Source organism: Streptomyces sp. GLSS-08, assembly GCF_056387915.1.
Genome location: NZ_JBWJAQ010000021.1, coordinates 22,179 through 45,517, shown reverse-complemented (window position 1 = coordinate 45,517; position 23,339 = coordinate 22,179). Strand labels below are relative to the sequence as shown.

Below are 23,339 nucleotides of genomic sequence, written 5' to 3'. Positions count from 1 at the left end.
CCAGGGGCGAGATGCCGCTCCCCACCCCCTCCCACACCGTCGGCCCGTTCTACGGGTACGCGCTGCCGTTCCCCGACGGCGGGCAGGTGGCGCCACCGGGGCACCCCGACACGATCACGCTGCACGGGTACGTGCTCGACGGCGCCGGCAGCCCGGTCCCCGACGCCCTCGTGGAGTTCTGGCAGGCGGCCCCCGACGGTTCACTGACAGGTGCGCCCGGGTCGCTGCGCCGCGACCCGGTGACCGGCGGACACCTCGGCCGCAACGGCACCGACTTCACGGGCTTCGGCCGGGTCGCCACGGACGCCGACGGGCACTACGCCCTGCACACGCTGCCGCCCGGCAACCGCGGGCTGCCGTACGTCAGCGTGTGCGTGTTCGCCCGCGGACTGCTGCACCACCTCTTCACCCGCGCGTATCTCACCGACGGCGTGGACCCACTGCTCGACTCGCTGCCGGCCGAGCGGCGCGCCACGCTGATCGCGGCGGAAGGGGCGCACCGGACGTACCGTTTCGACATCCGTCTTCAGGGCGAAGGCGAAACCGTCTTCCTGGAGTTCCGGTGACAGCTGTCGACCCCGTCGAGTCCGACGCCGGCCTGCTCGCCCCCGGGTGGACGGGGTCGGCCGCCCAGGCCGCGACCGGCGACACCGCGTACCTGCGGGCACTGCTCGACGCGGAGGCCGCGCTCACCCGCGCCCAGGCGTCCCTCGGGCTCGCCCCGGCGGGGGCGGCCGCCGCGGTGGACGCGGCGGCCGACGCCGCGCGCTTCGACGTGCGGTCGATCGCGCTGCGCGCCCGGTCCGGCGGCAACCCGGTGATTCCCCTGGTCGCGGACCTGACCAAGGCGGTCGGCGAGGAGTTCGGGCCGTACGTCCACCGCGGCGCGACCAGCCAGGACGTCGTCGACACGGCCACCATGCTGGTGGCCTCGCGCACGCTGGGTTGCGTCCTGGCAGACCTGGAACGTACGCAGTCGGCGCTGGGCCGGCTCGCCGCTCGGCACCGGGACACCATGCTGCCCGGACGGACACTCACCCAGCACGCGGTGCCGACGACCTTCGGCCTGAAGGCCGCGGGGTGGCGGTCGCTGGTGCTGGACGCAAGGGACCGGATCTCGGCCGTGCGGGACTCATTGCCCGCCCAACTCGGGGGCGCTGCCGGCACGTTGGCCGCGTTCACGGCGTTCGGGGCCGAGGCGGCGGAAGCCGGAGGTGCACGCGCGCCCGTCGACACCCGGGCGCTGATCGCGGCGTACGCCCGTGAACTCGGGCTGGCGCAACCGCTGTTGCCGTGGCACACCCTGCGTACGCCGGTCGCGGACCTGGCCGGGGCGCTGGCGTTCACGGCCGGTGCGCTCGGCAAGACCGCCGCCGACGTGCTCACCCTGTCCCGTACCGAGATCGGTGAGCTGGCGGAGGGCACCGGGGGCGGCTCCTCGGCCATGCCGCACAAGGCGAACCCCGTGCGGGCGACCCTGGTGGCCGCCGCGGCCCGGCGGGCACCGCACCTCGCGGCCACCCTCTACGCGGCGATGGCCGCCGAGGACGAGCGTCCCGCGGGCGCGTGGCACGCCGAGTGGGAGCCCCTGCGCGACCTGCTGCGGGCGGTCGGCGGCGCGGCCCGCGACGCCGCCGAACTGACGGAGGGCCTCCAGGTGAACGCGGACGCCATGCGCGCGCACCTGGGACTCACCCACGGCCTGATCGTCTCCGAGCGGCTCGCCGCCGAACTCGCCCCCGTCCTCGGCCGGACCCGTGCCAAGGAGCTGTTGACCCGGGCCGCCGAACGGACCGTCACGGAGGACCGGCCGCTGCTCGACGTCCTCCGTGAGGAACCCGACCTCGCGGACCTCGGCCTCGACCTCGCGGACCTCACCGACCCCGCCCGCTATTCCGGGGCCGCCGGAGCCCTCACCGACCGTGCCCTGGAGCGATCTTGACCACCGAACCGACCGAGCCGCTGCTGCACCACCGCGCGGAGGGACCCGGCACGGCACCCCCGCTGCTTCTCGGACCGTCGCTCGGCACGTCCACCGCACTGTGGGACCAGGTCGCGCCCGAACTGTCCGTCAGCCACCGGGTGATCCGCTGGGACCTGCCGGGCCACGGAGGCTCCCCCGCGGCGCTGATCGCTCCCGGCGCGACGGTCGCCGACCTGGCCGCCCTGGTGCTGGCGCTCGCCGACTCCCTCGGCATCGACCGCTTCGCGTACGCCGGTGTGTCCCTGGGCGGCGCGGTCGGACTGCACCTCGCCGTGCACCACCCCGAACGGGTGTCGTCGCTCGCCGTCATCTGCTCCTCGGCCCACTTCAACGGCGCGAAGCCGTGGCGGGAGCGGGCCGAGCTGGTCCGCCGGGACGGCCTCGCGCAGCTCGCGGCGACCGCGGGCGATCGCTGGTTCACCCCGGGGTTCACGGTCCCGCGGCTCGTCGAGGACCACCGGAACGCGGACCCGTCGGCGTACGCGGCCTGCTGCGACGCGCTCGCCGCCTTCGACCTGCGCGACCGGCTGGCGTCGATCGGCGTCCCGACCCTGCTGATCGCGGGCCGCGAGGACCCGGCGACACCGCCGGCGCAGCTGCGCGAGATCGCGGACGCGGTCCCCGGCTCCTCGCTCACCGAGCTGGCGGGCGCCTCGCATCTGGCGCCGGCGGAGCGTCCGGAGGCCGTGCTGGCCGCCCTGCGCGGGCACTTCGGGGGTGCGGCCCCGCGCGGTATGGAGGTGCGCCGCCAGGTCCTCGGCGATGCGCACGTCGACCGTGCCCAGGCCCGGCAGACCCCCTTCACCGCCCGTTTCCAGGACTTCATCTCGCGCTACGCGTGGGGCGAGATCTGGACCGACCCGACACTGACCCGCCGTGAGCGCAGCATGGTCACACTGACGGCCCTGGTGGCGCACGGCCACCACGACGAGCTGGCGATGCACGTCCGCGCGGCACGGCGCAACGGGCTGACCCCGCAGGAGATCGGGGCGGTGCTGCTGCAGAGCGCGGTGTACTGCGGTGTACCGGCCGCCAACGCGGCTTTCGCGGTCGCCCAGCGGGTACTGGCGGAGGAGGACGCGGACGGGACCTGCTGACCGCGGCGCTGTTCCCGTGGAGGGACGGGGCCGACCCGTCATGGACCCGGCGGGCGCGCCACCGCGGGGCACACCGGGTCGGAGAGCAGCGGGACGCCCCGGGCCGGACCCCCGCGGGGGTTCCGGGGTCCGAGAGCCGCAGGACGCCCATGGACCGGACCACCGCGGGTGCCTCGGACCGGAGGGCCGCGGGGTGCCGTGGGCTACCGCCCCCGCAGGGCCTGTTCCGCCTTCCTCACGAGGCCGTCCGCCCCGCAGGAGCGTGCCAGGGTCAGGCCCTTGTGGAGTTCGGCGGCCGAGCGGGACGCGATGCCGTACTCGACGCGGGCCGCCGCGTGCTCGAACTGGCAGGGCGAGGCTTCGAGGTAGGCGACCGCCTGGGCCGCCAGCCGTACCGCGCGCTGGCCCGACTCCAGGGACGCCGCGCAGCGGAGGGCCTCGCCGATGGCGGTGTCCGTGCCGAAGCGCTCGGCTTGCCGGCGGGCCTCGCCGGCCAGCGCGGCGGCACGCACCGGGTCGTCGGTGGCCAGCGCCCTGGCGAGGTCGACGGCCCACGGGGCCAGCACCGTGTTGTGGTGACCGCGCGAGGTGGCCGCCTTCTCCGCGGCCTCCAGTTCGTTGACGCCTTCCTTGGTGCGGCCGAGGGCGAGCAGCAGCCGGCCGCGCACGGAACGGGTGTCGGGCAGCACGATGGTGGACGGGTACGGAGGCGCGAACCCGTAGCGCTCGGCGATCTCCTCCGCCTCGTCGACATGGCCGCGGGCGAGCAGGGTGTCGATGAGGCCGCAGGTCGCCGACCAGTACAGGGGCAGTCCGCGCCCGACGCGTTCGGCCAGGCGCAGGGATTCGCGCTGGGAGGCCTCGGCGTCGGCCAGCCGGCCGCGCCTGCGGTGCGCGAGGCCGAGGTAGGCGTGGGCCAGCGCGAGGTGACCGCCGCTCCAGCCGGCCGTCTCGTAGGCACGCAGGGCCTCGCTGAAGAGGCTCTCGGCGCGGTCGAGCCGGTCCGCGTAGGCGTACGAACTGCTCAGCATCATGAGCAGTTCGATGCCCCACTCGGTGTCGGTCCAGCCGAGTCCGGGCGCGAGGCGGCCGTTGACGAGGGCGCGGTCGCAGAGTTCCACGACCTCCTCGGCGTTCTCGCCGTGCATCATCGCGTCGAAGCCGCGCAGGATGAGCAGTGCACGCTCGGAGTTGTCCCGGCCGGTGCACGTCCTGACGAGTTCGGCGAGGCCGCGGGAGCCGCCGGAGGAACCGTCCTCACCCGCGTGGATGCCTTCCCACATGTAGTGCACGGCCTGGAGCCGCATGCGGGCGGGCCCCGGCTCCAGCCGGGCGACCTCGGCGTCGACCGTGCGGACGGCCTCCTCCAGCTGGTCGTTGTGGAGCAGGGCCTGCGAGAGGCGGAAGACGGCGTCCACACGCAGCTCGCCCTCGAGACCCCGCATCTGCAGCGCGGAACGCAGATGACCGATGGTCCTGGCGGGTGCGGTCAGCAGCGTGGCGCAGCCCAGTTCGTAGAGCACGCGCGCGTGGGTGTCCGGCAGCGGAGGCTCCAGGAGAGCGCGCTCCAGGCACCTGCGGGCCGCGTCGGGCGCGCCGACCGCGAGGTGTTCACGGGCGGCCTCGCGCAACTGCTCGACCAGCTCCGGGTCGTCGTCCGGGTGGACTTCGAGGAGGTGGCGGGAGGCAGCGGCGGCGCCGCGTCCCGAGTCCGTGACGGCCCACGCGGCCTGCCCGTGCATCGCGGTGCGCAGGGCGTCCGGGATCGAGCGGTAGACGGCGCTGGCGATCAGTGGGTGCACGAACTCCAGGTCGCCTTCGGGAAGTTGGCCGTTCGTGGATTCGGAGGCGGTCAGGATGCGGGCTGCGCCGAGCAGTTCGGCGCAGCGCAGCGCGTCCTCGCGGGGCATCCCGGCGAGCTGGGCGGCGAGGTCCAGGGAGATCCCGGTGCCGAGGATGGCGGCCGCCCAGGCGAAGCGGGTGGCGTCGATGCCGAGTCCTTCGAGCCGGGCGACGAGACCGCGGCCGCGCGCCGAGCGGTTCAGGGCGCGCAGTTCGGCGGCCGAGGCCTCGACCGGGTCGAGGTCGCTGTCCTGGACCTTGGCGAGGAGTTCCACTGTCTCGTACGGGTTGCCGCCGGTGACCGCCCAGACCTCCCGGCAGAACGGCGCGTCGGCGTACTCGCCGAGCGTGGCGCGGGTGAGTCCGGCCGCCGCGTCGGGGGTCAGTGCGCTCAGCCGGGTGACCGGGCGGGCCGCGGCGGCGACCGTGTCGAGGTGGCGGGCGCTCTCCCCGCTCACCTCGCCGGGCCGGCGGGCGACCACGACGAGGACGGACAGGTCGTCGAGACGCTCGGCGAACGCGGCAAGCCAGCGCAGCGTCTCCTGGTCGGCCCAGTGCGCGTCGTCGATGAGCAGCACGAGGGGCCATTCGCGCCGGGCCAGCCGCCGGACCGCGGCGACCAGTCCGTCGCACACGCCCTGCGGATCGGGCTGGCGGTCGCCGGGATCGGTCACGCCGAGCGCGGGTCCGGCGATGTCGTACCAGTCGCCCAGGTACTCGCGCGCCTCCTCGGGCAGCAGCGAGACGAGGGCGGGCTGCAGCAACTGGCGTACGACGTTGAAGGGGACGGACGTGACGGTCTCGCCGCCGCGTGCCGACCACACGGTGCAGCCGCTGCTCTCCGCGAGGCGTCGGGTCTCGGCGAGCAGGGCGGTCTTGCCGAGACCCGCCTCGCCGGTGAACACCAGCAGGCTTCCCGAGGACGCCGAGTCCGCGCGCAGGGCGGTGATCGCCCGCCGGACCGTTGCGACTTCCTCGTCGCGCTCCCACAGGGAGGCCGAGGCGGCCACCTGGGGCCGTGCCTCCGTCATCCCGCTACCTCCCCAGGTCGCCCAAACGACGTACGCATCGAGCCTAGCCGTCCGGCGGCCGAAGTGGAGGCCGGTCCGGGCAGCTGTTGCCTCCACGGGTGACGGCGGGTGTCCGAAGGCGACGCGCAAGGGTCCCGACCAGCGCCCGTGGAAGTGATTGACAGTCAAATCCGTAAAAAACGGAGCTTGTTTTCCAGCGTGGACGGGACCGGCCCGCTTCGGTACGGCCGCTCCACGGGTCGTGGCAGTCGTTCACCGTCGCGCTGGGCCTCCTCGACGGCGCCGGGGCGGCGAAGCCGGCCGCCGAACTGCCGGACGTGACGTTGCGGGACTCCGGCGAACTGGGGCTGCCGTCGGCCGCCGGGAGGCGTACGCGTTCGCCGTCCTGGGCCTCCTGACCGCGCGCGGGCTCGCCGGCAGCGACCCGGCCGCCACCGGCGCCCGCCATCCCAGCGTGCTCGGCTCGATCACCCCGGGGCGGGAGGGCCTGCGGCTGCCGCCCCGCCCCGACCTGGAACCCGTGCGGCTCGTCGTGCGGTGACACCGCCCGCGGCCCGTCACGGGACGGCATCGGCGACGTCGCCCCGGGGTCACGCTTCGGGAGCCCTCTCATCCGCCTTTCACCCAGGGCTCATACGGTGGGTCCCATGACGCAGGCGACTCCTCCCGGCTGGTATCCCGATCCGGGTCAGACAAGTGACGGTCCCCCCACCGAGCGCTGGTGGGACGGCAACGCATGGACGGACCAGACCCGCGCCGTCGGGCCGGCCGCCCCCTGGGGTCCCCCGGCGTACCCGCCGGGGGGCTATCCGGCCCCACCGGCGCGGCGCGGACTGCGCACGGGCATAGCCGTCGCCGTGGCTGTCGCGGTTCTCGCGGGCATAGGCGGCGGCGTGTACGCGCTCACGAAGGACAACGGCGGGAACAGCGCCAGCTCCCAGGGGCCGGGCGGGCAGAACGGCCGGGGCGGCCCCGGTGGCACGGGCGGGTCCGAGGGCGGGCAGGGCGGGCCCGACGGGCAGTCACCGGCCCCGGACCCGTCCGGGCAGCCGCCCACGGAGGACGGCTTCGCCACCGACGCCATGAGCGGCATCGCGCTCCCGGTCCCCGACGGCTGGACCGGCAAGAGCGGCCTGGGTGCCTCCGTCACCTCGGACGACTCCTACAAGTGCCCCGGCGACACCTCGCAGACCTGCACCAAGGGCGGGGCGTACTCGGCGCCCGCCGTGGCGCTGAAGCTGAAGGCGACCACGGCGGAGGCGGCGGCCAAGGAGGACATCTCCAAGAACGCCGAGGAGTCGTACGGCGGCAAGACCTACGGGAAGATCACCTCGCACCGGGAGCTCGCGTCCGAATCGGTCACCGTGGCCGGGCAGAAGGGTTATCTGGTCCGCTGGAAGGTCGTCACGAGCAAGGGCGACGACGGCTACGTCGAGTCGCTCGCCTTCCCCTCGCCGGCCGGTTCCGAGCAGCTCGTCGTCGTCCGCTTCGGCGTCGACGTCGGCACGAAGGCGGCCGTGATCGACGAGATCACCAAGGGCATCAAGCGGGCGGCGGGCGGCGGCAGCGGCCAGAACGTCTAGGACAGGCTCGCCACCCGGCCGCACACGATGCGGCCGGGTGGGGCGCCCCTCCGCTCAAGAGGAACCCCACCCGGCCGGGGTGCGCGCCGCCCCCGTCCCCACGGTGCGGCGCGGTCAGGCCGCCGTCCGGTCATCCCGCGGACGGCGGCCTGGGTCTCAGGTCAGGCCGAGGGCCGGAATCACGACCGCCTCCACGAAGCCTTCGAGGTAGTCGCCGTCCGCGTACCGGCCCTCGAGGACGGGGCGGACCCGCAGGACGCCGAGCAGCTGTGCGGGGATGTACTCCAGCGCCGGGTGGTCGGCGGCGATCTCACCGCGCTCGACCGCGCGGGCGATCATCTCCCTCAGCTCGGCCACCTCGGGCTCGACGAGCGCGTCGCGCAGGGCCTTCTGCAGCTCCTCGTCCTGCATCACGGCGTGGCCGAGCGCCTGGAGGAGCTGGGTGTCGCCCGACCGGTCCCCCGCGGTGCGGGCCGCCGCGCGCAGGTCCCCGGCGAGCGAGCCCGTGTCGATGCCGCGGAACCGCGGACAGCGGCTGGCCCGCAGCGCGGCGGCCACGAACTGGGGCTTGGTCTTCCACTGGCGGTACAGCGTGGACTTGCTGCAGCGTGCGCTCGCGGCCACGCCCTCCATGGTCAGGGCCTCGTACCCGCATTCCCGGATCTGGTCGAGCGCGGCGTCGTAGAACTCCTGCTCACGCTCCGGCGTGATCTTGGAGCGGCGCGAGGTGGCGACCGTCTCCGGTCCCTCCGCTGCCTGCGACGTCATGGCTCTTCCCCTCGCTCGATCGGCGGTCCGCTGCGCCCGCTCGTCCAGTGTATCGATACGCCAGTGTACCGGTACGAGCGTGTACCGGTACACTGGCGTATCGATACAGCGTCGTATCGGTACACTGGCGTATCGATGAGTCCTGGACAGGACCCACTCCCCCGGAGTGGACCTTGCCCTGGGCTCACCGCGCACCACCCCACGCAAGACCGTCAGCGAAGGGGCCGGGGGATGAATTCCCAGACCGAGCCTGCAGATCGGCCGCCCGACGCGGTCATACGCCGGACAACTCAGCGGCACACCACCGCGCGGCCGGCACCGTCGGCGACGCGCGACACCCTCGTGCGCCCGCCTCTCGTCCGTGAGCTCCTGCTCGTCGTCGGACTCTTCGTCGTCTACAAGGCCGGCCGGCAGCTGGCCGACGGCCACACCGCCGAGGCCTTCCGCAACGCCGGTCACGTGTGGGACTGGGAGCGGGCCGCGCACCTGCCGGGCGAGGGCGCCGTGCAGGGCGCGCTGCTGCACGGCGACACGCTCGTGCACCTCGCGAACACCTACTACGCGACCGTCCACTTCCCGGCCACCGCGGCGTTCCTGAGCTGGCTCTACCTGCGGCGTCCCGCCCACTACGTGTGGTCCCGCCGGGTCCTCGCCGTGGTCACCGCCGCCGCTCTCGTGCTGCACCTCACCTTCCCCCTCGCCCCGCCCCGGATGCTCGCCACGGCGGGACTCGTCGACACCGGGCAGGTCTACGGACCGACCGTGTACGGGGCGCGGCCCGCGACCGACTCGGTGGCGAACCAGTTCGCGGCGATGCCGTCGCTGCACTTCGGCTGGGCGCTGATGGTCGCGGTCGGCCTGATCGCGGCGACCAGGTCCCGGTGGCGGTGGCTGTGGCTGCTCCATCCGCTGTTCACCCTGCTGGTGATCGTCGGCACGGCGAACCACTACTGGCTCGACGCGATCGTGGCCACCGCGCTGCTCGGCATCGCGCTCGCCGTGATCCACCTGCCGCACCGGACGCTGACGACCACGGGTCGTACCCGTCCCGCGGCGGACGCCGAGAGTGCGGAGTCCCTGCCGGAGCTCGTGGGGGCAGGACGATGAGCGCCACCCTCGTCGCCGTGGTCCTGTCGCTGTTCTCCGCGGTGGCCTATGCCGCCGCCGCGGTGGCCCAGGAGCGGCTGGCCGCCAAGAGCGCCGGCACCGGCCTCCTGCGGCTGCTCGGCGACGGCGCCTGGTGGTGGTCGGTGACCCTGAACGCGGCCGCCGCGCTGCTGCACGTCGCGGCCCTCAAGTACGGACCGCTCACCCTCGTCCAGCCGCTCGGCGCCCTCACGCTGGTGGCCGCGGTGCCGCTGGGGGCCCGGGTGGCCGGGCGCCGGGTCAGCGCGGTCGAGTGGCGTGGCACGGCGCTCACACTGATCGGCCTGGCGGCCCTGCTGGTCACCGCCTCGGGCCCCGCGCCGGACGACATCCTGAGCGTGCCGCAGGCGCTGGGCGTGGCCGCCGCGACCGCGGTGGTCATCGGCGGCCTGTCCCGGCCGGGCGCCCGGCCCGGCCTGCGGCACGCGGGCGCGTCCGGCTTCGCGTCGGGTGTCGCCTCGGCGCTCACCCAGACGGTGACCGTGGCCGCGACGGACCGCAGCGGACCGCTGCTCAGCGTCGAGGTCGTGGTGGTGGCGCTCCTGGTCGCCGCCTTCGCGACGGGCGGGCTGCTGCTGTCGCAGACCGCCTACCGGGGCGGACTCGGCGCGCCGCTCGCCGTGGTGACGCTGGCCAACCCGGTCGCCGCCGCGGCGATCGGCCTGACCCTGCTCGGCGAACGGCTCCAGTACGGCGCGATGGGTGTACTGCTGGCCGCGACGGGGGCCGCGGTCGCGGCCTGGGGTGTCGTGACGCTGTCGCGCTGGGCGCCCGAACCCGTCGTGGCGGACGACCACCCCGTCGCCGCGGTACTGGCGCTGGAGCCCGGATCGGCGGCGTGCGAGCCGGCGCTCGTGCCCCGGCAGCCGGCCCGCCGCACGAGGCGCCACCTCACCCGGCTGTAGCTGCCGCGAGGCGCTGGAACAGCGAACGGCGGCCGCACCGACGCGTCACGTCGGTGCGGCCGCCGTCGGCGTCGTGCGGGTCAGCGGCGTGGTGCGGGTCAGCCCAGTCCGCGGGAGTCCTGCTTGAGCGCCGTGTCGACCGTCAGCGCGGTCGCCACGACCAGGCTCAACAGGGGCTCGGGGAGCTGGTAGTGGATCTGCAGGACGTAGTTGTCGGCCGTCGTGAACAGCGTCTTCGCAAGGCCCTCCCAGGTCTTGGTGATCCGGGCGACCTCGTTGTCCGCGTGGTCGACGATCGCGAAGTTCCAGGCGCGCCAGTTCTCCGCCTTGATCGCGCCGACCTGCCGGCCGTCGGCGTTGATCGCGAAGTTGATCTTCCCGATCATGTTCTGCTGCACGATCTCGCCGACGGGCTGTCCGTCCGGACGCGCCACGAGCACCCGCGACTTCAGGAACTTGCGGGGCCGTGTCAGCAGCAGTTGCGGCTGACCGTACGCGTCGCGGATCTCCAGCTTGTGCGTCATGAACTGGTCGATGCTGGCGACGAACCGCAGAATCTTCTTCAGGGCGCTCTGCCCGACCTGGACGACCGAACCGAGCTGGTTGCCCTGCTGGTCCATGACCTTGTACTCGTTGGTCAGCTCGATCAGCTTGGCCTTCTGGTTCACCACCAGGACCGGCTCGCTGAACAGGGTGCCGCCCCCGGCGCCGCCACCGGCCACCCCGGCCTGCTGCTGCACCTGACGCTGCACGCGCGGGTCGGCACCCGCGGGGGCCTGCTGTACGGGCTGGCCCCCGTACGCCTGCTGGGCCTGCTGGGCGCCGTACGCCGGCTGCTGGGCCGGCTGCTGCGGAACCGCCTGCGCCTGCTGCGGAACCGCGGGCGCGCTCTGCCCCTGCTGGTCGGTGTTGGTGTGCTGGGTCCACTGGGAACCGTCCCAGTACCGCAGCGTCTGGGCCGCCCCGTGGGGATCCGGGTACCAACCTGCAGGTGTGTTCGAATGCGTGGTCACCGGGGCACACTACCTCGCTCGGGACGGAAAGGGACGGGCGCCCGGGTAACCGTCACGCGGTGACGATCGCCGGGTCGCTGACCCCCGGTCGACCGTTCTCGACATGTCCGGCGAAGCGCCGCACAAAGGCCGGATCCGCCTCGGACACGACCTCCAGGTCGTACCAGCGCCTGCTCGCCCGCAGGTCGACCCGGTGCTTCACCGTTGCCCCGGCCCGCACCCGGAAGGTGCGCGCCCGGCCGCCGTAGCCGTTGGTGAGCCGGAGACTCACTGCGCCGGAGCCCTTGTTGGTGAAGGTGAGTTCCACGTCGTCCCCCACGTGCCGGGCACTCACCTCGGGGCCCGCCACCTTGCCGGGACCCCGGAAGGTCCGCAGGAAGCCGTTGGGCCCGTGCACCGTGAGGTCGTACGAGCCGCCGGAGTAGGCCGAGTTCCAGGTGTCCGAGACGGTCTTGCCCGCCTCGGTGGTGTAACTCCACGGCCCGTCGTCGCGGTTGCCCGAGGTGACGAGGAAGGCGGCGCCGGCGTGGGCGCCCGAGGCGAAGGTGAGGGTGAACCTCCCGGCGGCCGCGTCCGCCGAACCGTCCACCCGCGGTGCGTACTTGAGGGGGCGTGCGGGCCGGGAACCGCGCTCCTGCCTGGGCAGGACGGGATGGGCGGGAGGCGTCGGCACGTAGTCGGGGTGACGCTCGCGGTCCGGCGGCTCGTAGCCGTCGGTGTCCGGCAGCGCGACGGGGCCGGTGTCCTTGCGGGAGAAGTCGAACGCGGAGCTGAGGTCGCCGCAGATCGCGCGCCGCCAGGGCGAGATGTTCGGCTCGTGCACGCCGAAGCGGCGCTCCATGAACCGGAGGATCGAGGTGTGGTCGAGGGTCTCGGAGCAGACGTAACCGCCCCTGCTCCAGGGTGAGACGACGAGCATCGGCACCCGCTGGCCCAGCCCGTACGGTCCGGCGACGTGCCCCGCGTCCCCCTTGTGCAGGTCGGGGCCGACGTCGACGGTGGACCTGCCCCGGTCTGCGGACTGCGGCGGGAAGGGCGGCACGACGTGGTCGAAGAACCCGTCGTTCTCGTCGTAGGTGATGAACAGGGCGGTCCTGCCCCACACCTGGGGATCGGAGGTGAGCGCGTCCAGGACCTGGGAGATGTACCAGGCGCCGTAGTTCGCGGGCCAGTTGGGATGCTCGGTGAAGGCCTCCGGGGCCACGATCCAGGAGATCTGCGGCAGCTTCCCGCCCTTGACGTCGGCCTTGAGCCGGTCGAAGAAGCCCTCCCCCTTGCGCGCGTCGGTGCCGGTGCGGGCCTTGTCGTACAGCGGGTCGCCGGGCTTGGCGTTGCGGTACCTGTCGAAGTACAGCAACGAGTTGTCACCGTAGTTGCCGCGGTAGGCGTCCTGGATCCAGCCCCAGGAGCCGGCCGCGTCCAGGCCGTCGCCGACGTCCTGGTAGATCTTCCAGGAGACGCCGGCCTTCTCCAGGCGCTCGGGGTACGTCGTCCAGCCGTAGCCGGCCTCGTCGTTGCCGAGGACCGGACCGCCGCCGGTGCCGTCGTTGCCGGTGTAACCCGTCCACATGTAGTAGCGGTTCGGGTCGGTGGAACCGATGAACGAGCAGTGGTAGGCGTCGCAGATGGTGAACGAGTCGGCGAGCGCGTAGTGGAACGGGATGTCCTCACGCGTCAGGTACGCCATCGTCGTGGACGACTTGTTGGGCACCCACTTGTCGTACCTGCCGTTGTTGAACGCGGCCTGTCCGTCGTTCCAGCCGTGCGGGAGGTCCTGGATGAACTGCATCCCGAGGGCGTCGGCCTCCGGCCGGAAGGGCAGCACGTCCTTGGTGCCGTCCGACTGGTACCAGACCGGCTTCCTTCCCGACGTGGTGGCCACCCGTGGGTCGCCGAAGCCGCGGACACCTCTCAGCGAACCGAAGTAGTGGTCGAACGAACGGTTCTCCTGCATCAGGACGACGATGTGCTCGACGTCGTCGATCGTGCCGCTGCGGTACCCGGCGGGTATCGAGGCGGCCCTGGCGATGCTGTCGGACAACGCGGTGAATCCCGCGGTGCCGCCCGCGAGTTGCAGAAAACGACGCCGGTTCACTGGGGGCATGGGTGGGTGACCTCTGTCCTGACGGGGCACGGGTGGCCCGGATGCTGAGGGAAGGCGCGCGAAAGGAGTGTTCCAAGAGCACCAAACGTCAGGGAAGGGCCTCGTGGCATCCACGTGAAACACGGCGGTACATGCGACCAACGGTTTCGGCCATCGCAGCCGAAGGGTCCCCGCCAACGGGCCCTGTGCAGGGCGTCAGGCCGTACGGACGTCAGGACTCCCGGCATACGGACGTCAGGACTCCCGGGCGTCAGTGCTCTGGGCCACCCGGGCCGCCAGTTCACCGGCGATCTCGTGGCCGAACAGTCCGGGCAGCCCGCCCGTGTGCACGAACACCGTGCGCCGGCCCGGCCGGATGTCACCGTCCGCCACGGCCGCCGCGAGCCCGGCCAGGGCCTTGGCGGTGTAGACCGGGTCCAGGATGACGCCCTCGCACACCGCCGCCGCTTCCATCGCGGACGAGGCGGCGGGCGTGAGAATCCCGTACCCGGCGCCGGCCTGGTCCCGGCGCAGACGCAGCGCGGAAGCCTCCGTACGGCCGTCCGACACCGCGCCCACCAGTGCGGCGACGCGGGCGGGAAGGTCGTCCACGGCACCCACGTCGACACCGAGGACCCGCTCCGTGCCGAGTGCGGCCACCAGACCGGCCATGGTCCCGCCCGAGCCCCCCGCGACGACCACGTGCTCCACGTCGGGCAGTTGGTTCCGCAGTTCCCGGCCCCCTTCGAGGTATCCCAGCGCCCCGTTGCGGTCACTGCCCCCGAACGGCAGGACCTCGACGCGCTCCCCCTGCTCCGTCAGCTCCTCGGCCGTGGCGGCCACCGCGAGGTCGAGACCGGCGGCGTCGACGTCCCCGGCCCACACCACGCGCGCCCCCAGCAGCCCCTCGAGACTCAGATTCCCGGTCCGCCCCTGCGGGCCGTTCCCCCGCAGGACCAGCACGGCCTTCAGTCCCAGCCGACGGCTCGCCGCGGCCGTCAGCCGCGCGTAGTTGCTCTGCGCGCCGCCGCTCGCCACCAGGACGGTCGCGCCGCGGCTCAGCGCCCGGCCGCAGCTGAACTCGAGCTTGCGCACCTTGTTGCCACCACCGCCGAGACCGCTGAGGTCGTCGCGCTTGAGCCACAGGTCCTCGGGCCCGAGACCGAGGTGCGCGCTCAGCCGCGGGGCGGCCTCCAAGGGTGTCGGCCAGGTGCCGAGAAGCACCCGGGGAGCGGTGGCGGAGCCGCTGTCGCTGACGGTCATGAGAGGTCCTCTTTCTGTGGCGCCGCTGCCCGGAAGGTTCACCGGGCGCAGGAGCTGCTGTCCCGTTCCAAGGATGCGACGACTTGGCCCGGCCAGGGAATTCGCCGTCCCGCCGACAGGGACGGGAACCCCCATGCGCACGGGTCGCCCCGCGCTTCGCCGGGTCGCGGACCCGGCCCATGTGTACGAGCGGATCCAGACGGTGAAGCGCGGGGCACCGGCGAAGGTCAGGACAGGTACACCTCCACCTCGCTGAACTGGGCGGCGGGCCAGCCGGTGTTGGCGGTGACGTGAAGTCGCAGGTGGCGCAGGTTCGTGCCGCCGGGCAGGGTCACGGTGACCGTGTTCCCGCTCGCCGGGTCGAAGCGGTAGTCCTTGGACGCCACCACCGTCGAGTAGCTGCTGCCGTCGGTACTGCCCTGGACCGACAGGGTCTGGGTGCGCGCCTGCCAGGCGGCGGCGGGCGGCAGCTTCAGCACGACCCGGCGGGCCGGCTGCGTCGAGCCGAGGTCGACCGTCCAGTTCTGCGGGAAGGCGTTGTTGGACGACTCCCAGTAGGTGTTCGCGTCCCCGTCGACGGCTCTGCCCGGTGTGTAGACGTCCTGGGAGCCGCTCGCGGTGGCGGTGCGGCCCTTGGCGAGGTTGCGGGCCGGGTCGGGATCGGGGTTGCCGGAGCCGGGCTGCGGCCAGGCGTTGCAGTTGGACCAGGTGCTGTCCCAGCCGGAGTTGCCGCCGCCGTCGGTGAGCGTGAAGGTGCCGGAGCCCGCCGGGTAGGGGCAGTTGTAGACGCCCGCCGCGCCGACCCCGGTGGCCCGGACGTTGCTGAAGCGGGCCGCGCCCGGTGTCTCCGCCTGGACCACGACCGTGCCGACCCTGTCGACCGTGGCGCCGTCGACCGTGATGTTCCGGGTGGTGTGGCCGCGTCCGCCGCCCGACACGAACTCGAAGGCGCTGTAGGGGCTGTCGGTGATCGTCGTGTTGGTGATGCCGACGGTCGCCTCGATCGCGCTGTCGTAGGAGTCGACGCGCAGCGCGCCCATCGGATGGCCCCAGTTGGGGTTCAGCGCGCCGGTGCGCACGAGGGTGTTCCCGGAGACGGTGATGGTCCCGGCGAGCGGCGAGAAGGGGTCGAGGAACTTCTGGTTGGAGATGGCGATGCCGCTGCCGAGGGCGTTGGTGTCGGCGATCAGGTTGTTCTTCACCGCGATGTCGGTGCCGCCGTAGACGGCGATGCCGTTGGCGAGGTTCGGCTGGGTGATGGTGTTGTTCTCGAAGCTGCTGTTGGTGTCGGGGGCGTACAGCGACCACATGGCGAGTGCGTCGTCGCCGTTGTTGCGCAGGAAGTTGTTGCGGACGCGGACACCGCGCGCGTTCCCGTTGAGGTTGAGGCCGTCGGCGGTGGTGTCGAGGATGCGGTTGTTCTCGACGACGAGGTTGTCGTTGTTGCCGGTCAGCCAGAGGCCGACCTTGAGGTGCTGGATCCACATCCCGGAGACGCTGGAGTTGGGTCCGAGTGAGCCGTTGACGAAGTTGTCCGGGTTGGAGTCGACCCGTTCGGTGACCTCGCCGAGGACCGCGAAGTCCTTCAGGCGGACCCCTCCGGAGGAGTTGCTCTGGTCGATGAAGCGCGAGGTGTGCACGACGGAGTACCAGCTGCCCGCACCCTGCAGAGTGACGTTGGCGACGCCTTGGAGCGAGGACGTGATCCGGTAGTCGCCCGGCGGGATCCATACGACTCCGCCGTGCGCGGCGGAGATCGCGTCCCGGAAGGCCTGCGTGGAGTCGCCCTGGCCGCCGGGGTCGGCGCCCTTGTCGGTGACGGACACCGATCCGGCCGGCCGTGTGCCGGCCGCGGACACCTGCTCGAAGTCGGCGACGTCCACCGTGACTTGGGTGGACGTGGCCCGGAGGGCGACCTTGTCACCGGCCTGCACGCCGCGGCCGAGGAGGAGCCGGGCGTTGTCGTAGAAGTGGTGGGTCTTGGCGCCGGCGATCCAGGAGGTGTCGACGTAGGAGTACTTGGAGGTGACGGGGATCGACTTGGCGAGCCTGGTGCCGTTGACGTAGACGTCGAGGGTGCCGGACTGGCCGTCGGGCACGCTGTAGGCGACGTTCACGGCGTTGGCCGCGCGGGGCACGGTGAGCTCGACGCGCTGTCCCGCGGCCAGGCGTACGGCCTGGCGCCCGGACGCCTCGGAGGCGAGGGTGCCCTGGGTGTGGTCGGGGCCGATCTTCGTGCCTGTGGAGGGGGCGGACTCGGCCTCGACCGAGGTGAAGGGCAGGTCGGCGCCCGCGGCCGAGGCCGCGGACTGCGCTGTGGTGGCGCTGAGCAGGCCTGCCGCGAGGGCGACCGCCGTGGCGGCCGCCGCGGCGGGCATGCGCCTGACAGATCTGGACATGTGCTGATCCCTTTCGTGGTGGGGGTGCCGGGACAGCGGGTGGTGCGGCGGCCGGGCTGCGGCGTCAGGCGCGCAGCCAGGCCGCCGTGTCCCGGGGAAGGCGTCCGTCGGCGTCCAGCGGGCCGCTGGTGAGCAACAGCTCGCTGTGCGACGGGAGTTCGGCCGGAGCGGCGCGGAGGTTGACCACGCAGAGCGGGCCGTCCGCGCGGGCGAAGGCGAGGACGCCGTCGGGTGCGGGCAGCCAGGCGAGCGGGCCGTCGCCGAAGCCGGGCCGGGCGCGGCGGATGCGCAGCGCTCCGCGGTACAGGCTCAGCATCGAGGCGGGGTCCTCCGCCTGGCGGTCGGCGGCGTACGCGGGCCAGCCGGACGGCTGCGGGAGCCAGGGCTCGCCGCCGAATCCCGCGTGGGGCCCGTCGGCCGTCCACGGCAGTGGTACGCGGCACCCGTCACGGCCGGGGTCCGTCCCGCCGGAGCGGTGGTGCATCGGGTCCTGGATCCGCTCGCGCGGTATCTCCGCCTCGGGCAGGCCGAGTTCCTCGCCCTGGTAGACGTAGACGGCACCGGGCAGGGCGAGCGAGAGCAGGGCGGCGGCGCGGGCGCGGCGGGTGCCGAGTGCCAGGTCGGTGGGCGTGCCGAAGGCCTTGGCGGTGAAGTCGAATCCGGTGTCGGCGCGGCCGTAGCGGGTGACCGTGCGGGTCACGTCGTGGTTGCACAGCACCCAGGTGGCGGGGGCGCCGACCGGGGCGTGTTCGGCGAGGGTCTCGTCGATGGCGGTGCGCAGCCGTCCGGGGTCCCAGGGGCAGGAGAGGAAAGAGAAGTTGAAGGCGGTGTGCAGTTCGTCGGGGCGCAGGTAACGGGCGAAGCGCTCGCTGTCGGGGAGCCAGACCTCGCCCACGAAGATGCCGCCGTACTCGTCGGCGACGGCGCGCCAGGAGCGGTAGATGTCGTGGAGTTCGTCGCGGTCGACATAGGGGTGCGGCTCCCGGCCCTCGACGTGGTCGGGCAGCGCGGGGTCCTTGGCGAGCAGCGCCGCCGAGTCGATGCGTACGCCCTCGACGCCCCGTTCGAACCAGAAGCGCAGGACGTCCTCGTGCTCCTGGCGGACGGCGGGGTGCGCCCAGTTGAGGTCGGGCTGCTCGGGCGTGAACAGGTGGAGGTACCAGTCGCCGTCGGGCAGCCGGGTCCACACGGGTTCGGCGGAGCCCGCGAACTGGGACGGCCAGTCGTTGGGCGGAAGTTCGCCGCGGTCCCCCCGGCCGGGCCGGAAGTGGAACAGCTCCCGTTCGGGGCTGCCGGGTCCGGCGGCGAGCGCGGCCCGGAACCAGGGGTGCTGGTCGGACACGTGGTTGGGCACGATGTCGACGAGGGTGCGGATGCCCAGCTCGCGTGCCTCGGCGATGAGTTTCTCGGCCTCGGCGAGCGTCCCGAAGGCGGGGTCGATCACCCGGTAGTCGGCGACGTCGTAGCCGCCGTCGGCCAGGGGTGACAGGTACCAGGGGTTGAACCACAGGGCGTCCACGCCGAGTTCGGCGAGGTACGGGAGTCTGGCGCGGACGCCCGCGAGGTCGCCGGTGCCGTCGCCGTCGCCGTCCGCGAAGCTGCGGACGTACACCTGGTAGATGACGGCGGAGCGCCACCACTGGTCCTGCGTGCGGGCAGGGGAAGGCTGTCCCACTGTGCCTACCTTTCTGTGAAGCCGTTCAGGGGGTGGCGTCAGCCCTTGGTGCTGCCCGCGCTGATCCCGGCGATGATGTGCCGCTGGAACACCAGGAACATCACGACCATGGGGATGCTGGCGATCACCATGGAGGCGATCAGCACGGTCAGCGGGATGTTCTGCGACAGCTGGACGAGGGCCACGCTGATGGGCTGCTTGTCGGTGTCGGAGAAGACCATCAGCGGCCAGAGGAAGTCCTGCCAGACGGCCACCAGGGCGAAGATCGACACGACTCCCAGCACCGGCCGGGACATCGGCAGCACGATCGACCGGAGGGTGCGCAGCCGGCCGGCGCCGTCGATCTCGGCGGCCTCCAGGACGTCCCGCGGGATCTGGTCGAAGAAGCGCTTGAGCAGATACAGGTTGAAGGCGTTGGCCACGGCGGGCAGCCAGATGCCGAGCGGGTCGTTGAGCAGGCTGGTGTGGATCAGCGGCAGGTCGGCGACGGTGAGGTACTTCGGTACGACCAGTGCCTGCGCCGGGACCATCAGCGTGGCGAGGATGCCGCCGAGGATCACGTTGCCGAAGGCCGGTTTCAGTTTGGAGAGCGCGTAGGCGGCGGCGGTGCAGAACACGAGTTGCAGCACCCAGGCGCCGGTGGCCTGGACGACGGTGTTCCACAGGTGGGTGGGCAGGTCCATCAGGTCCCAGGCGTCCGTGTACCCGCTGAGTCTCCAGTGGTCGGGCACGAGCGTGGGCGGGGTGCGCACGACCTCGTCCGGCGACTTCATGGCGCCGGACACCATCCAGTAGACGGGGAAGAGGAAGGCGACCGCGAACAGCAGCACCACGCCCGTGAAGACGGTCCAGTAGACGGCCCTGCCGCGGGGGCGGGCGAGCGTCAGGGGGGAGATGAGTGTGCGGGTGCTCATGCGTCCTCGCCTCCCGAGCGGGTGAGCCGCAGATACAGGGCGGAGAAGACGCTGAGCAGCACGAGCAGCATGACGCTGAGCGCGCAGGCGCCGCCGAAGTCGTTGTAGAGGAAGGCGTACTTGTAGATGAGGTACAGCACGGTGACGGTCGCGTTCTCGGGGCCGCCGCCCGTGATCACGAAGGGTTCGGTGAAGACCTGCATCGTGGCGATGATCTGCAGCAGCATCAGCATGAGGATGATGAAGCGGGTCTGCGGGATCGTCACGTGCCGGATCCGCTGGAGGAGCCCGGCGCCGTCGAGTTCGGCGGCCTCGTACAGCTCGCCGGGGATGCCCTGGAGCGCGGCCAGGTAGATCAGGACGGTGCCGCCCATGTTGGCCCAGGTGGCGACGACGACCAGGGAGACGAGCGCGGTGTCGGCGCCGTTGGACCAGTTCGAGGTCGGCAGGTGCAGGAAGCGCAGTGCCTCGTTGGCGAGGCCCGCTCCGGGATCGTAGAACCACTTCCACAGCAGCGCGCTGACCACCGGCGGGATCATCACCGGCAGGTAGACGACGACCCTGAAGAAGGCCTTGGCGTGGCGCAGTTCGTTCAGGACGAGCGCCAGGACGAACGGGACGGCGAAGCCGATGAGCAGGGCGATCACGGTGAAGGTGAGCGTGTTGCGCCAGGCTGCGGAGAACTCGGGGTCGTGGAAGACCCGGGTGAAGTTGTCGGTGCCGACCCACTCCGCGCCCGCCCCCGGCGTGTACTTCTGGAAGGCGATCACGACGGCGCGGATCGCCGGGTACCAGGAGAACAGCGCGAAGCAGAGCACGCCGCCGGCCAGGAAGGCGTACGCGCGTGACTGGTCGGCGAGGCGGCGGCGCCACGGGCTCCCCGTCCGGCGCCCGGCCGGCCGCCGCGCCGCCGTCGGCATGCCGACGGTGGCCGGAGGCGGGGCGGGGGGCTTCGATGCGGTCTTCATGAACGGTGTCAGCCTCGGGCCAGAATGGAGTCGATCTTGCCGGAGGCGTCCTTCAGGAGCTGGTCGACGTCGGCGTCCTTCTTGGTGAGCACGGCGGAGACGGCGCCGTCCAGGACCGAGTAGATCTGCTGGGCGTGCGGCGGCTCGATCTTCATCTCCAGGCTCTGGTTGCCGTCGAGGAAGGGCTGGTAGTTGCGCACCGGCACGTTGGCGTTGGTCTTCTTGATCTCCTGGTCCCTGGCGTCGGCGGCGCCGGTGAAGAGCCGGGGCTCGGGCAGGCCGACCGGGGCGTCGTGCTTCTTGGCGCGGGCGTAGTCGCCGAGGAAGCCGTCTCCGGGCGTCAGGAACATGTCGTCCAGCCACTTGAGGCCGGCCCTGATCTGTTCCGGGGTGGCCTTCTTGTTGAACATGTAGCCGTCGCCGCCGATGAGCGTGCCCTTGCCGCCGGGCATCGGGGCGAGCGCGAGGTCCTTGTAGTCGCCGCCCTTCTCCTTCACGAGGATCGGGATGTTGTCGGGCGCGGAGAGGTACATGCCGAGTTTGCCGGAGCCCATCAGCTGCTGGACGTCGTTGATGACGAGGAGCTGCTTGCTGCCCATGGAGTCGTCGCTCCAGCGCATGTCCTTGAGGTTCTGCAGGACGGCCTTGCCCTCGGGGGTGTCGACGGCGGCCTTCTTGCCGTCCTCGCTGACCACGTTCCCGCCCTGGGAGTACATCTCGGCGGTGAAGTGCCAGCCGCCCTGGTTCTGGGCGCTGTAGTCGGCGTAGCCGACGGTGCCGTCGCCGAGGGCGGCTATCCTCCTGGCCGCGGCACGCAGTTCCGCCCAGGTCGCCGGGGGCTTGTCGGGGTCGAGACCGGCCTTCTCGAAGAGCTTCTTGTTGTAGATCAGGCCCATCGAGTAGCCGGTGCGCGGGATGCCGTAGATCTTGCCGTCGACGGTGTAGATGTCGCGCAGCTGCTGCTGGATGGTGTCGTAGCTGTCGAGGTCCTTCACGTACGGCGTGAGGTCGGCGGCCTGGTTGATGTCCACGACGTGCTTGGCGTCCGTGAAGTACGTGTAGAACACGTCCTCCATCTGACCGCCGGCGAGTTTGGCGTCGAAGGTCTTGGGGTCCTGGCAGGGGAAGGCGTCATGGGCGACGACGTCGATGTCCGGGTTCTGCTTCTCGAAGGCCTTGATGTCGGCCTCGAAGAACGAGCGGTCGACCTTGGCGCTCTTGGGCGGCATGCAGTTGACCGTGATGCGGGTCTTGCCGCCCGCGGCGTTGTCGTCGTCGGAACCGCAGGCACTCACGGCGCTGAGCGTGAGGGCCGAAGCCACGAGTGCGGTGCAGGTACGGCGGAACCCGGTGCTTCTCATCGGTGGACCCCTTTGGGCAGGTGCGTGGAAGGCCCACGGCGGCACACCGGGCGGCGTGCGGCCGTGTCTGGCGCCGCACACTCAAGCACCGCCGACATCGCTCCGCAATATCTCGCGCAGAATCCGTAATTATTTGACAGACACGTGGATCGCGGCGGCGCGTCGCTTGCACCGGGTCTTCGGAGGCCGGTGTCGCGCTTGCACAGCGGTGCGTCGGCGTTTGCGGAACGCGGCGAGCGGCCGGGCGCCCCGGGTGCGCGGGATGTCGCGCCCCGGGGTTCGCAGGGGTGCCGCTGTCAGCCGCGCGGCGCCTGCGCGGTCGAGCCGCGCACCACCAGTTCCGGCTCGAACAGGAGCTCCTCGGCCGGTACGGAGCTGCCGCCGATCTGGGCGTTCAGCAGTTCGACGGCGGCCCGGCCCATGGCCTCGATGGGCTGGCGGACGGTGGTCAGCGGGGGTTCGGTGCAGTTCATGAACGCGGAGTCGTCGTAGCCGACGACGGAGATCTGCGCGGGGACGGCAAGCCCCTTGCGCCGGGCCGCGCGCACGGCGCCGAGGGCGAGCGGGTCGCTGGCGCAGATGATGCCGGTGACCCCGCGGTCCAGCAGCCGGGTGGCGGCGGCCTGTCCGCCCTCCAGGGAGAACATGGCGCGGGCGATGTGCTCGTCGGGCAGGTCGGCGCCGAAGGCGCGGGCCGCCGCCAGTTTGCGCTGCGAGGGCATGTGGTCGGCGGGGCCGAGCACGAGCCCGATCCGCTCGTGCCCCAGTGAGGCGAGGTGCCGCCAGGCCTGTTCGGTGGCGACGGCGTCGTCGCAGGAGACGCCGGGGAACCCGAGGTGCTCGATGGACGCGTTGACCAGGACCACCGGGATCCTGCGGTCCGCGAGCCGGCGGTAGTGGTCGTGCGGCGCGTCGGCCTGCGCGTACAGGCCGCCCGCGAAGACCACGCCGGAAACCTGCTGCTGGAGCAGCAGTTCCACGTAGTCGGCCTCGGAGACACCGCCCTTGGTCTGCGTGCACAGGACGGGCGTCAGTCCGAGCTGGGCGAGCGCCCCGCCGATCACCTCGGCGAAGGCAGGGAAGATCGGGTTCTGCAGCTCGGGCAGTACCAGGCCCACCAGGCGCGCACGTTCGCCGCGCAGTTGCGTGGGCCTCTCGTAACCGAGGACGTCGAGTGCCGAGAGCACCGCCTGCCGGGTGGCGTCGGAGACCCCGGGCTTGCCGTTGAGCACCCGGCTGACCGTGGCCTCGCTGACCCCGACCTTCTTGGCCACCTGAGCAAGTCGTCGCGTCATGCGCGCAAGAAT

17 protein-coding genes and 1 pseudogene are annotated in these 23,339 nt (G+C 72.3%); 7 read left to right on the top strand and 11 right to left on the bottom strand.

The features are described from left to right. Window positions 1-11: 11 nt before the first annotated feature. From pcaG to pcaDC, 3 genes are read left to right on the top strand one after another with little or no spacing between them, the layout of a single operon-like run. Complete coding sequence (gene pcaG / locus AC0ZLC_RS28745; RefSeq protein ID WP_476754920.1) at window positions 12-566, top strand: protocatechuate 3,4-dioxygenase subunit alpha; 555 nt, start codon at window positions 12-14, stop codon at window positions 564-566. Further along, complete coding sequence (gene pcaB, locus AC0ZLC_RS28740) at window positions 563-1,942, top strand: 3-carboxy-cis,cis-muconate cycloisomerase (protein WP_476754869.1); 1,380 nt, start codon at window positions 563-565, stop codon at window positions 1,940-1,942. The genes pcaG and pcaB overlap by 4 nt, the downstream gene beginning before the upstream one ends. Further along, window positions 1,939-3,081: a bifunctional 3-oxoadipate enol-lactonase/4-carboxymuconolactone decarboxylase PcaDC gene (gene pcaDC / locus AC0ZLC_RS28735; RefSeq protein ID WP_476754868.1), complete on the top strand. Its 1,143-nt coding sequence runs from the start codon at window positions 1,939-1,941 to the stop codon at window positions 3,079-3,081. Before pcaB ends, pcaDC begins: the two co-directional genes overlap by 4 nt. A gap of 203 nt (window positions 3,082-3,284) precedes the next feature. Here pcaDC and AC0ZLC_RS28730 read toward each other — a convergent pair whose 3' ends face one another. Continuing rightward, complete coding sequence (locus tag AC0ZLC_RS28730) at window positions 3,285-5,954, bottom strand: ATP-binding protein (protein ID WP_476754867.1); 2,670 nt, start codon at window positions 5,952-5,954, stop codon at window positions 3,285-3,287. A gap of 299 nt (window positions 5,955-6,253) precedes the next feature. Here AC0ZLC_RS28730 and AC0ZLC_RS28725 point away from each other — a divergent pair. Together AC0ZLC_RS28725 and AC0ZLC_RS28720 are read left to right on the top strand one after the other, a co-directional pair. After that, window positions 6,254-6,495 (top strand): annotated as a pseudogene (locus AC0ZLC_RS28725) (anhydro-N-acetylmuramic acid kinase); the annotation flags it as partial. A gap of 106 nt (window positions 6,496-6,601) precedes the next feature. After that, window positions 6,602-7,537, top strand: coding sequence for a DUF2510 domain-containing protein (locus AC0ZLC_RS28720; protein ID WP_476754866.1), 936 nt, complete (start codon window positions 6,602-6,604; stop codon window positions 7,535-7,537). Window positions 7,538-7,693: 156 nt separating this feature from the next. On the opposite strand, the gene AC0ZLC_RS28715 is transcribed toward AC0ZLC_RS28720, so the two are convergent. Beyond that, entirely contained in the window at window positions 7,694-8,305 is a 612-nt protein-coding gene (locus tag AC0ZLC_RS28715) for a TetR/AcrR family transcriptional regulator (RefSeq protein ID WP_358851942.1), read from the bottom strand. 231 nt (window positions 8,306-8,536) lie between these two features. On the opposite strand from AC0ZLC_RS28715, the gene AC0ZLC_RS28710 reads away from it, so the two are divergent. Both AC0ZLC_RS28710 and AC0ZLC_RS28705 read left to right on the top strand, forming a co-directional pair. Further along, entirely contained in the window at window positions 8,537-9,412 is an 876-nt protein-coding gene (locus AC0ZLC_RS28710; protein ID WP_476754865.1) for a phosphatase PAP2 family protein, read from the top strand. Continuing rightward, window positions 9,409-10,356 carry a DMT family protein gene (locus tag AC0ZLC_RS28705; RefSeq protein ID WP_476754864.1) on the top strand — a complete coding sequence of 316 codons (948 nt, stop codon included), beginning with the start codon at window positions 9,409-9,411 and terminating at the stop codon, window positions 10,354-10,356. The genes AC0ZLC_RS28710 and AC0ZLC_RS28705 overlap by 4 nt, the downstream gene beginning before the upstream one ends. A 98-nt stretch (window positions 10,357-10,454) precedes the next feature. Here AC0ZLC_RS28705 and AC0ZLC_RS28700 read toward each other — a convergent pair whose 3' ends face one another. The 9 genes from AC0ZLC_RS28700 to AC0ZLC_RS28660 all read right to left on the bottom strand — a co-directional run bounded on the left by AC0ZLC_RS28700 (window position 10,455) and on the right by AC0ZLC_RS28660 (window position 23,327). Continuing rightward, a complete protein-coding gene (locus tag AC0ZLC_RS28700; protein WP_476754863.1) occupies window positions 10,455-11,369 on the bottom strand; it encodes an LURP-one-related family protein in 915 nt (304 codons plus the stop codon). 52 nt (window positions 11,370-11,421) lie between these two features. Beyond that, window positions 11,422-13,473, bottom strand: a complete 2,052-nt coding sequence (locus tag AC0ZLC_RS28695) for a phosphocholine-specific phospholipase C (RefSeq protein WP_476754862.1) — start codon at window positions 13,471-13,473, stop codon at window positions 11,422-11,424. Window positions 13,474-13,707: 234 nt separating this feature from the next. Next, the gene (locus tag AC0ZLC_RS28690; RefSeq protein ID WP_476754861.1) at window positions 13,708-14,715 is read right to left on the bottom strand and encodes a pyridoxal-phosphate dependent enzyme; all 1,008 of its coding nucleotides are present in this window, start codon (window positions 14,713-14,715) and stop codon (window positions 13,708-13,710) included. Window positions 14,716-14,942: 227 nt separating this feature from the next. Beyond that, window positions 14,943-17,114, bottom strand: a complete 2,172-nt coding sequence (locus tag AC0ZLC_RS28685) for a discoidin domain-containing protein (RefSeq protein ID WP_476754860.1) — start codon at window positions 17,112-17,114, stop codon at window positions 14,943-14,945. A 64-nt stretch (window positions 17,115-17,178) separates the two neighbouring features. Continuing rightward, the gene (locus AC0ZLC_RS28680) at window positions 17,179-18,789 is read right to left on the bottom strand and encodes a glycoside hydrolase family 13 protein (RefSeq protein ID WP_476754859.1); all 1,611 of its coding nucleotides are present in this window, start codon (window positions 18,787-18,789) and stop codon (window positions 17,179-17,181) included. A 38-nt stretch (window positions 18,790-18,827) separates the two neighbouring features. After that, entirely contained in the window at window positions 18,828-19,703 is an 876-nt protein-coding gene (locus AC0ZLC_RS28675; protein WP_476754858.1) for a carbohydrate ABC transporter permease, read from the bottom strand. Then, window positions 19,700-20,671: a carbohydrate ABC transporter permease gene (locus AC0ZLC_RS28670; protein WP_476754857.1), complete on the bottom strand. Its 972-nt coding sequence runs from the start codon at window positions 20,669-20,671 to the stop codon at window positions 19,700-19,702. The genes AC0ZLC_RS28675 and AC0ZLC_RS28670 overlap by 4 nt, the downstream gene beginning before the upstream one ends. A gap of 8 nt (window positions 20,672-20,679) precedes the next feature. Continuing rightward, on the bottom strand, window positions 20,680-22,032 hold the full coding sequence (locus tag AC0ZLC_RS28665) for an ABC transporter substrate-binding protein (RefSeq protein WP_476754856.1): 1,353 nt from the start codon (window positions 22,030-22,032) through the stop codon (window positions 20,680-20,682). A 296-nt stretch (window positions 22,033-22,328) separates the two neighbouring features. Next, window positions 22,329-23,327 carry a LacI family DNA-binding transcriptional regulator gene (locus tag AC0ZLC_RS28660; RefSeq protein ID WP_476754855.1) on the bottom strand — a complete coding sequence of 333 codons (999 nt, stop codon included), beginning with the start codon at window positions 23,325-23,327 and terminating at the stop codon, window positions 22,329-22,331. Between the last annotated feature and the right edge of the window lie 12 nt (window positions 23,328-23,339).